Source organism: Enterococcus sp. CR-Ec1, from assembly GCF_002850555.1.
In the GTDB taxonomy this organism is placed as follows: Bacteria; Bacillota; Bacilli; order Lactobacillales; family Enterococcaceae; genus Enterococcus_D; species Enterococcus_D entomosocium.
On record NZ_CP025223.1, the window covers coordinates 2062291 to 2071373 of the forward strand.

At 39.9% G+C, this 9083-nt stretch carries 11 protein-coding genes; 3 read left to right on the forward strand and 8 right to left on the reverse strand.

Annotation, left to right across the window (positions count from 1 at the left end; translation table 11 throughout):
- Positions 1-27: 27 nt before the first annotated feature.
- Positions 28-2310 (forward strand): RNA polymerase recycling motor HelD, encoded by a 2283-nt coding sequence (gene helD, locus CXM95_RS09895; protein ID WP_086299382.1) that lies wholly within the window; start codon positions 28-30, stop codon positions 2308-2310.
- Between the two features lie 62 nt (positions 2311-2372).
- Here helD and CXM95_RS09900 read toward each other — a convergent pair whose 3' ends face one another.
- Complete coding sequence (locus tag CXM95_RS09900; protein WP_008378159.1) at positions 2373-3032, reverse strand: hypothetical protein; 660 nt, start codon at positions 3030-3032, stop codon at positions 2373-2375.
- Positions 3033-3489: 457 nt separating this feature from the next.
- Here CXM95_RS09900 and CXM95_RS09905 point away from each other — a divergent pair, with 457 nt between their 5' ends.
- Complete coding sequence (locus tag CXM95_RS09905; RefSeq protein ID WP_101699078.1) at positions 3490-3843, forward strand: hypothetical protein; 354 nt, start codon at positions 3490-3492, stop codon at positions 3841-3843.
- Positions 3844-4437: 594 nt separating this feature from the next.
- The gene (locus tag CXM95_RS09915; RefSeq protein WP_101699080.1) at positions 4438-4638 is read left to right on the forward strand and encodes a hypothetical protein; all 201 of its coding nucleotides are present in this window, start codon (positions 4438-4440) and stop codon (positions 4636-4638) included.
- Positions 4639-4678: 40 nt separating this feature from the next.
- Here CXM95_RS09915 and CXM95_RS09920 read toward each other — a convergent pair whose 3' ends face one another.
- The 7 genes from CXM95_RS09920 to CXM95_RS09950 form a co-directional block, all read right to left on the reverse strand.
- A complete protein-coding gene (locus CXM95_RS09920) occupies positions 4679-5071 on the reverse strand; it encodes a hypothetical protein (protein ID WP_101699081.1) in 393 nt (130 codons plus the stop codon).
- Positions 5064-5582 carry a hypothetical protein gene (locus CXM95_RS09925; protein ID WP_101699082.1) on the reverse strand — a complete coding sequence of 173 codons (519 nt, stop codon included), beginning with the start codon at positions 5580-5582 and terminating at the stop codon, positions 5064-5066. The genes CXM95_RS09920 and CXM95_RS09925 overlap by 8 nt, the downstream gene beginning before the upstream one ends.
- Positions 5583-5670: 88 nt before the next feature.
- Positions 5671-6648 carry an N-acetylmuramoyl-L-alanine amidase gene (locus CXM95_RS18980; RefSeq protein ID WP_101699083.1) on the reverse strand — a complete coding sequence of 326 codons (978 nt, stop codon included), beginning with the start codon at positions 6646-6648 and terminating at the stop codon, positions 5671-5673.
- A gap of 46 nt (positions 6649-6694) precedes the next feature.
- Positions 6695-7168 (reverse strand): phage holin family protein, encoded by a 474-nt coding sequence (locus CXM95_RS09935; protein WP_199559927.1) that lies wholly within the window; start codon positions 7166-7168, stop codon positions 6695-6697.
- A 40-nt stretch (positions 7169-7208) separates the two neighbouring features.
- Positions 7209-7346: an XkdX family protein gene (locus tag CXM95_RS09940; RefSeq protein WP_101699085.1), complete on the reverse strand. Its 138-nt coding sequence runs from the start codon at positions 7344-7346 to the stop codon at positions 7209-7211.
- Positions 7339-7653 carry a hypothetical protein gene (locus CXM95_RS09945; RefSeq protein WP_233499035.1) on the reverse strand — a complete coding sequence of 105 codons (315 nt, stop codon included), beginning with the start codon at positions 7651-7653 and terminating at the stop codon, positions 7339-7341. Before CXM95_RS09945 ends, CXM95_RS09940 begins: the two co-directional genes overlap by 8 nt.
- A 5-nt stretch (positions 7654-7658) precedes the next feature.
- Entirely contained in the window at positions 7659-9080 is a 1422-nt protein-coding gene (locus tag CXM95_RS09950) for a BppU family phage baseplate upper protein (RefSeq protein ID WP_101699087.1), read from the reverse strand.
- Between the last annotated feature and the right edge of the window lie 3 nt (positions 9081-9083).

Here is a 9083-nt window from a genome sequence, read left to right on the forward strand (position 1 = left end):
TCGCAATTTTTTTAAGGAGGATCCTTCGTGAACGAACGTCAAAAAGAACAACAACATGTCAATGAAACCATTGCTCTGATCCACAGAGAACAAGCGATCCTTTCGCAGCAAAAACAAGAATTAGCCGCTAAAATGGATGATCAATTAAAAGAAATCGCCGATAAGAAAATTCGCGGAGGCGACAGTGAAGCCTTTTATGAATCAGTGATCGAGTACCAGCAGCATGAACAAGAACTGCTGATCAAGTATCAAACCGCAGAATCACAAGAAAAACGCGTCAAAACCCTAACAACGATGGCAGGCAATCCCTACTTTGCTCGAATCGATTTCAAAGAAGAGCAAGAAACCGAGACCCTCTATTTAGGGATCGCTTCTTTACGAGACAAAGAGGAAGAAACGATCGTCATTGACTGGCGCGCACCGATCGCTAATCTTTACTATGAAGGAGAACTTGGTGAAACATTCTACGAAACAGACACCGACCGTTTTACGGTAGAGCTGCTCTTAAAACGCCAGTTTAAAATTCAAAATGGTGAGATCTTATCGATGGTCGATACTTCGGAGATCATCAATGACGAATTTTTATTGGAAATCTTGGATGAGGCCTCTTCTTCTCAAATGCGTAACATCGTTTCAACGATCCAAAAAGCACAGAACCAAATTATTCGTGATACCACCAATAAATTTTTACTGATCGAAGGGATTGCTGGAAGTGGGAAAACCTCTGCTTTATTGCAACGGGTCGCCTTTTTACTTTACCGTAATCGCAAATGGCTGGACGAAAAACAAGTCTTGCTGTTTTCACCCAATCATTTGTTTTCTGACTATATATCCATGGTCCTGCCTTCATTAGGGGAAAGTGAAGTGCCCACAAGAACCTTCCACCACTTTATCCAATTGATTCTGACTGGCTATGAAGTAACAAAAGAAACCCAACAAGAAGAGAACTTTTTAAGCGGCGACGATGATGCCATTGAAAAAATCAAAAGTAGTCTTTTCTTGGTGGAAAAAATCAACCGTTATGTCCGTTCGATTGCACCGATCGGCCCCTTGTTCCGTGATCTAAAAATCCAAGGGCAAACCTATTTGACAAAAGAACAGATTCGCCGCTGGTACCAAGAAACCAATCATGAATTGCCGATTTACCAAAGAACCCAACTGCTTCAAACAAAATTATTAAAAAAAATCGGCGGCTTGGAAAAAGATGAAGCCAAAAAAGACTGGGTCAAAGAAGCGACCGAAGAGCAATTGCAACAAGTATTTACCAACGATCCTCATCAAGAATACAGCGAAGAAAACGAACGCCGTTTGCGGAAGAAACTCAGACAGCAGATCGTCCGTAAGAAGTTCCGTTCCTTGACGCGGGGAGTGAAAAACTTTCAGTTTATCAACCAAGCCAAGCAATACTTACACTTTTTACAATCGGTTGAGTCTGCTGCAGTCAAAGAAACTGGCATCGAGGCTGCGGCTTGGCAGCAAAGTATTGCCAACATTCGCCAAGGAATGCGCCAAAGACAAATCAAACAAGAAGACGCCGTTTTGTTTTTCTTACTGATCAAACAGCTTTATCCTGTTCACGTCGAAGAAAAAGCTCGGTTTATCTTTATCGATGAAATGCAGGATTTTCCACCAGCACAAGTGGCTCTGCTGCGTCAGCTTTATCCAAAGGCTGGTATCACCCTGTGCGGCGATTTGAACCAAAAAGTTTATGGCAATGAAACGATCGTCGGAGCATTAGCAGAATTATTCCCCCACGAAAGCGTGAAACGTTATCAATTGAAAACCAGCTATCGTTCGACTAAGGAAATCACAGATTTCGCCAATCAATTTTTAGTTGGCAGTGATCAAGTGGAATTGACGGCTCGTAAAGGTGCGGTACCAACAATTGTTAAAGGAACTGAATCTGAAAATCTGGCTTTCCTAGAAACCAGTATTCGAAAGGCAGCGGAGAATCAGCGTTGGCGCACCGCGATCATTTGTAAAACCGCAAAGGATTGCCAGCAGTTATATGCCCAGCTGACAGAAACAATGCAGGAACAAGTGCAGCTGATCACCTCTGAAGAAGACTTCATGAAACGCAATGTCATGATCTTCCCGGCCTTTTTAGCAAAAGGGCTAGAGTTTGACCAAGTATTTGTCTGGACACCAGGTGCCACTTTCGCGACTGAACAAGACCAATTGATTTTTTATACAATGGCGACACGGGCGATGCATCAGTTGACCGTCCTTACCCAAGAAGAATTGCCGCTTCTAGTGAAAGCTGATCCTGCCACTTATCAGTTTCAAGAAGCATCACGGATTGACGAATAACCTAACAAAAAAACATCACTTTCGACTGATTCTCAAATGAAACCAGCCGATTGTGATGTTTTTTAGCCTTTTAATTCGCCAATAAATAAGCGGGTTTCTGGATAACGCATCCCAACGATTGTTAAAATCATCTGCAGCTCAGAAACGTGTTCCGGATCTTCTGGAACAAATAATTTTGTATGACGTCCGATACTGCCATTATCGATCAAACGATGGGTACGATTCCATTGACTAAATTCCTCGATCGTTGTAAAGCGACTAAGAGGAAAACCAGCACCGTCGAGAATTTCCGTCAATCGAAAAAGCACATAAGAACTATCGATCACCAATTCTTTTCTGTGAGGTAAAGCACGCGTTCGCTTATAATCAATAATTGCTTTTTCTGGTCGGTGTTCCAAAAGCCAATCCAACAGCATGAAGAACCCTTCCATTCGATAATCATCGATAAAGAGCCGTTCAGAGTATTCCGACATGCGAAAGACCAAAGGAATCAAGAATCGCTCTTTATAAATTAACAAGGGTGCGCGATCAACGACGACATTTAAATAACGATTCAAATAAGAAGAACCACGATAATCGCCTAGACGATACCCTTCCACCCCATACTTTTGATATTTCCGACAAAGAGCCGAGCAGTCAGAAATCGATACAGACACTTCTGCTAGCTTTTCAAAACCACTTAAGATTCGATTAAATGGCTCTAAAACGATTTTTTCTTCCATGTCTGCCCCCCTAACGAGTTGTTTGCTTATGTAGTAAATCATAACATATAAAATGTCTGGAAACCAACTGAAAAGACGATGAATATTGAAGAATTTTCAAGAGAAGTGCTTCTCGCTCTCTTGTTTTTTTCACTTGACTAAACAACGGAAGGTTGATGAAAAAAACACCAAAAACTGGCAGCCAGATCACCTCTAGGCTGCCAGTATGTCTTATTCTTCAGCGTCTGCCACATTGTGATAGACATTTTGTCATTCACACTATTTCTATAGGACACTGTTGTAAAAACCCTTATATATTAGCATTTACAAAGGGAGGAAAAATATATCATTGTACAATAATTTACACCATTTGCCCCTTTTTTGCCCCTTAATTTTTCATTATTAGAAGATTTAATCTTCTGTTCTCTTCCAAAAGAGAACGAACGTTCGTATAATTTGATTAAGGAGGGATAACTATATGAGCGTTCTAAAACCATATGAAGACAGAAAAAAATTGAAGTGGATAGGATTCTTCTTGTCAGAGCATACAGCCGACATCGCAAGAATAGATAAAGAGTTGAAGTACACCTGCCCTGCTAAGCCGGAAATGGCAGAAGAAGAAATCAATGAATTCTTGCAAACCGCAGTCACAAAAAGTAAGAAGCTAGCCATACAGCTCAACTATACTGTCGATGATAAATTCATGCCTGATGTTACAGGAACACTGAAAGGTTACGATGATCTAGGAATTTATTTAGACGATACTCTTGTCCATTATGATGAAATACGAAATGTTGACTATTATAATGAAGTAAAGTGGTTTGATGTATGAATATTATTACTCAATATGAACAAGCCTATGTTGATCGAAATACTTTCTTGATTGAATTTCCAGACTCTATTTCAGAATCTCAGGAATCAATTTTCGGGGAAGATTGCGTACTCTTCTACGTCGATTTTGTTTTAGGAAAGCATGATTTTCTTTACTATATAACACCTTATAATTCAATTTAAAGTAGCCAAAATATGGCTACTTTTTTCATCAATTTGAATAAAATCGTTGACAAATATATGTATCCGATATATAATATAAGTATAGAAAGGAGTTGAAACTATTGAGGAAACAACGAAGGGAAAAAGAAAAGCTTGAAAAGCAAGAGCAACTAACAATCAAAATTGGCTTAGTACTAGCGATACTAGCCATAATTGAAAAGTTACTCGAACTGCTAATCAAACTTCTCGACAACTAGGGATAGGGCGAAAGCCCTCCCTTCCCTTTGATTATATCATAATGAAAGGAATGAATCTAATGTCGAAGAATATGAAAAGAAGGAAAATTTTAAATTCCGCCTTGGTGATACTTGTGGTTTTAATCGCCATCTCTATCATAATGAAACTTATTCAACTTTTTTAGGAAGGAGTGCGAGTGTTGGCTGAAAAGAAAACATCTGATGCTCAACTTAAAGCATCGAGAAAATGGCAAGAAAAGAATAAAGAACAGATGAAACACGTCCGCAATCGCTCTGGAGCTAAGGGTTACATCAAAAACGCATCTCTTGAGGAATTGGCAGAATTAGAACAATTGATCGAAGAACGTAAAAAAGCCCTCCTACTCGAATCTGAGTAAGAGGTTTTTTTGTAGTGTTGCTTTCCATATAAGTCATATATTAGTTTCCAAAGAATAATTCAAATAATATTGGAGCAACAATGGCCAAAATCCCTAATATTATTGTACCAACTAAATACCTTTTCGTTTCCTTTTGTTCTTTGATCAATTCTTTTTCTTTTTCGTTCAAAGTAAGTTGTATCTTATTAGGAATCTCATCAGAAATGTGCTCGACTTTTTGGGTTAGCAAAGAAAAACTAGAATTTGTTTTTTCCTGATTCAATTCAATTGCATGTTTAATATCTTTGATTGCCGAGTTAAATTCTTCTTTAGTTACGTAATTAGACATGACTCCGCCTCCGTTTCCGCCAGAACTATCATTAGATCTAGAATTAGTTAAAAAAACTCCATCATAATCAGTATTTAAAGATACCACGTTGTCCTTGTTAGGCATTATATTCACCTAGCTCTCTTTTCCCTTTAGTCACAAAAGGGATTTTTGTTTCAAAAAGCACATATCTTTTATCATACAAATAACGTTCGATATCCATTAAATTTACCAGCTCTTCTTGCGAGTATAACAGTTTCACTTTTAATGAAGTAGTAACAAAATCATAAACAATCTCATCTGGTGTATAGCCTTCGCCAAACTTTGCAACAAAAAAGGATAAATTATCCTCATTCGCACCGCTTATTAGTCGCTCCTCATCATACTCGATTGACCTGAATCCATGTAACATTTGACCTTTGTCACCTTCTACAGTATAGGTAACGACAGTTAAATAAAACGGCTGAGGTACTTTAAACACCGGTTCTACAAGATAGTTTAATCCGCCAATTTCAACCTCAAGCGCAACCTCAAAAGCACCATTAAATGTTTCTAGTTCGTGTAATGAATTATCACCACTTTGACTCCTAATGAACCTTACCGAATTGATACTTGGCATAAAATCGTAACTAGACATACAATCTCCCCTCAATCATCAATATTCTAGATTTATTCTGGCATATTGTGACGAATAATGAAAGAGAAATATTATTCAATTAACATATTTACAATAATAGATTCACACGACGTTGTACAGCTGCTGCATCATAACCTGCTGCTCTCAATCGTTGTGAGCGCTGAGGCTCGTTGCCCCAATCACCACGAATGACCTCACGTGCAAGTTGATCAACGGTCTTGCCTGCAGGTTTCGGTGCCGCCCCAACGCCTAAGCGTCGGTTGACTTCCGCCTGTATGGTAGCTGGATTATAGCCAGCTGCTTTTAGGCGCTTCTCTCGATCAGCACCATTTCCCCACTTCCCATCGATAACTTCTTGTGCGATCGTTCCGATTGGTTTTAATGCAGGCTGAGGGGCTGGTGTCGGCTTAGTAGCGCTTGCCCCTAGCTTTTGATTAACCAGTGCTTGAATCGTCTGAGGGTTGTAACCAGCTTCACGCAATCGGCCCTCACGGTCGGTCCCATTTCCCCACTTACCTGCAATTACTTCATTGGCAATTGTATCATTTGATTTCAAATTAGGAGCAGGATTCGGAGTTGGATTCGGTGCTGGTGCAGTTCCTCCGGATCCTCGCAATCGATTACGGACAGTTGTCATATTTGTTCCTGGACAACTATTTGATCCATGACCAGAAAACTCATTGTGCCCTAAGATATCATCGACATTCAAATTGAATCGCTGCATGGCTGCTTTTGCACGCTCATCAAACGCTTTTTCTTGTTCTGCAGTAAAGGAGCCGTTACCTACCAAACAAATGTGGTAAGTCTTGCTGTTGTGGTTACCTACTCCATTAGTCGTAATATTATCCCGATAGACCAATTGAACTGATCCATCTCTCAGTATGATCTCGTGGTAGCCACCAGTGCCCCATCCTAAATTTCGCCAGTGATTTTGGAATGCCCAAACGTCTCCTGTTGCAGTTGCTGAATGGTGACGAGCAATTTTTGTGATGCCTGCCACGGATCTGTTAGGGTTAGATGGTCCTAAAATTCTTGAATCGCCTCGTAAATCTACAATTTTTGTCATAGTGTTTTCCTCCATTTTTTGATATAGAAAAAGAGCAGCCAATCGGCTACTCTTGATCTTTATTCTGGTAAATTGTTTTCTCCGTCTCACTTTGGCCATCACCATAATCAGGTGGCGCTGATTCTTTGTGTACATTTTCCTTAAAAACCGCAAGCCATTTTTGTAAGAAACCTACTTTAATTCCAGCTTCATAAGCATTTTCTAGCACGCTGCTAATCTCATAGAAAATTAGCAACACTGTCCACACTAGCGCAATATTTATTGGTAAACTAATCCCCACGATAGGTGCTACTTTATCTAAAGAAGCTGAAGCAAAAATAGTGGCCAAAGCAATAAACTTGCTGAACAATCCTTCCAAATTGAGTGCTGACATCCAAGAATGTGTTTTTAAGGCTTTGAAATAACCTAATACCAAATCAACTACTACTAACGTTAGGTAGACATCGATTACATCAAGGCTACCTCCAAAAAGATGGAACATAAACTCTCCTCCTATAAAAAGACTGACAAAATAAAACATACCTATTACCTTCACTTTCCGAAATTGAAAAAGAGAAGTCCTAAGACTTCCCTCTCCCCTCTAAAATTGTATTTGCCTGCTTTTTCGTGATCACACCTAGTGCCAGAAACTGATTGACATCATCTTCTGTCATCCATCCACGATTGTACCAATCCTGAATCGTCTCAAAATTAAGCATTCTCTTGCCCTCCTTGAGTCAATTCTCTTAATTGCTGTGCCTGTTGAAGATTTTGTAACGTCAGCTGCACAACCGATCGTCCTAAAGTATCCGTCGTTTCTTGTAACTCCTCGACATCTTCTGGTGTTGCAGCACTCACCACATTCCAACGTTGGCGATTAAAATCAAAACCAATAACCACCACATGCGGATCAATTGGCGGTGCCACTTCCGTATAGGGATGAAATACAGGGCGATCCTTCGGCGTATATAGCGGCCGCAGATCTTGTAAGTTCCTTGTGTCATAGATTGCTTTGTGTCCGTCCATTTTTATCATCCTTTCATTTCTAATTCGTTTACTCGCTGGGCTAAATGATTGAACATATCAATAGTTGGATTTGCCAACTGATTGATTGTTTTAGGGGTAAATAACTTATCCAAGCTAAAAGCAACAGTATAGTCTACTTTGGCATATGCAACCCAAATCGTATTTTGATTAGTTGTTTGTCGCTCAGGTCCTCGTAATACCACGGCTGCTTTCCCCACATGTCCGAGTATTGCTGGATTTGTTATCAACTCGATTGGAAAAGTAAGTTGATCGTTGAAAGTACTCTCATGGCTTGCCATTTCTTCCCAATTAAATGCGGTATTATCAGGCGTTCGTCGATACCCAATGATTGGATATGAAGTGGTGGAATTGATATGTGCAAAAGCGGTAAACTGAATATTCTTTACAAAAGGTTGAATTACCGCCAATTCCTCTTGTACTGTTTTTGGGGAAAAGAAAGTGAATAATTCAGGAAACCGTCGCTTCATATCACCGAGTATGTCCCATGTAAATACAACTTGCATACGACCATTTGAAGAAGTGCCACTAATACCAATATCAAGCCCATCATTTGTAGCTATTCGATTGTATTGCGCTTGAGTGACTTCCGTCCCACCATTTGCACTGCTGGGCAAAGAGGTAGTTAAACTTCCACCGATTCTATGGAGGTTCTCTTTCATACTCCCACGGATTTTCCCCGTTAAATCAAGCAGTGGTTCTCGTACCAATGGAACACCAAACATAAACTTCTCTAGCGATTGATCAACATTTTCTTCTGTGACAAAATCCGCAGCTTCAAGTCGCTTCTCGATATCACTGAGCCTGCCTTCTACTGTAATGCGAATCTCTTCTTCAATTTCCTTTGCTAGGGAATCTATATCAAAGGCTGCAAGGTCTGATTCAATTTGTTCAATTCGATTTTCAAATTCGGTCAAATCGTGATCGATCCCCGAGGCTTGTTCCAAAACAAGGTCTCGTAGATCTTCAAAACGCTTCACATAAAACTGCGCCATTTCTTCTAGGTCCTGATCAAGCCAAGATTCTTGGAACTCCGTACTAAATGCTGGATAATCTAATGATTGGCCATTAGAAAATTCGACAAAAACATAAATGATTACTGAGCCGGAATACGCGTAGATGTCATTTGGCAACATCACATTCACTTTTCCGGCTGCAGAATCTTCAATTTCGATTGAGCCATCAGCACTTTCAAAAATGACTGACTGACCTGCAGTCACGAAGTCAAAACCCAAAATGACATTGGCTTCTGATAGGTCCAACGGCTCTCCTTCAAACTGAAAGTTGATCGTCTTTTTTGCGACTCGTTGATCATAACTGAAAAATTCTGTGTTGGTCGGTACTGGAGAAGAACGTTTTTCCGCAGTTTTGTTTAAGGTGATCTCACTGGTTACGTAGAGATTTTCCATCAT

What these genes read in the sequence shown, in the direction of transcription:
- CXM95_RS09935 (WP_199559927.1), bottom strand. Translation starts at nt 7,168, where the DNA reads ATGTTTTATTTTGTCAGTCTTTTTATAGGAGGAGAGTTTATGTTCCAT.
- CXM95_RS09920 (WP_101699081.1), bottom strand. Translation starts at nt 5,071, where the DNA reads ATGCCTAACAAGGACAACGTGGTATCTTTAAATACTGATTATGATGGA.
- CXM95_RS09940 (WP_101699085.1), bottom strand. Translation starts at nt 7,346, where the DNA reads ATGCTTAATTTTGAGACGATTCAGGATTGGTACAATCGTGGATGGATG.
- CXM95_RS09905 (WP_101699078.1), top strand. Translation starts at nt 3,490, where the DNA reads ATGAGCGTTCTAAAACCATATGAAGACAGAAAAAAATTGAAGTGGATA.
- CXM95_RS09945 (WP_233499035.1), bottom strand. Translation starts at nt 7,653, where the DNA reads ATGGACGGACACAAAGCAATCTATGACACAAGGAACTTACAAGATCTG.
- CXM95_RS09900 (WP_008378159.1), bottom strand. Translation starts at nt 3,032, where the DNA reads ATGGAAGAAAAAATCGTTTTAGAGCCATTTAATCGAATCTTAAGTGGT.
- CXM95_RS09950 (WP_101699087.1), bottom strand. Translation starts at nt 9,080, where the DNA reads ATGGAAAATCTCTACGTAACCAGTGAGATCACCTTAAACAAAACTGCG.
- CXM95_RS09925 (WP_101699082.1), bottom strand. Translation starts at nt 5,582, where the DNA reads ATGTCTAGTTACGATTTTATGCCAAGTATCAATTCGGTAAGGTTCATT.
- CXM95_RS18980 (WP_101699083.1), bottom strand. Translation starts at nt 6,648, where the DNA reads ATGACAAAAATTGTAGATTTACGAGGCGATTCAAGAATTTTAGGACCA.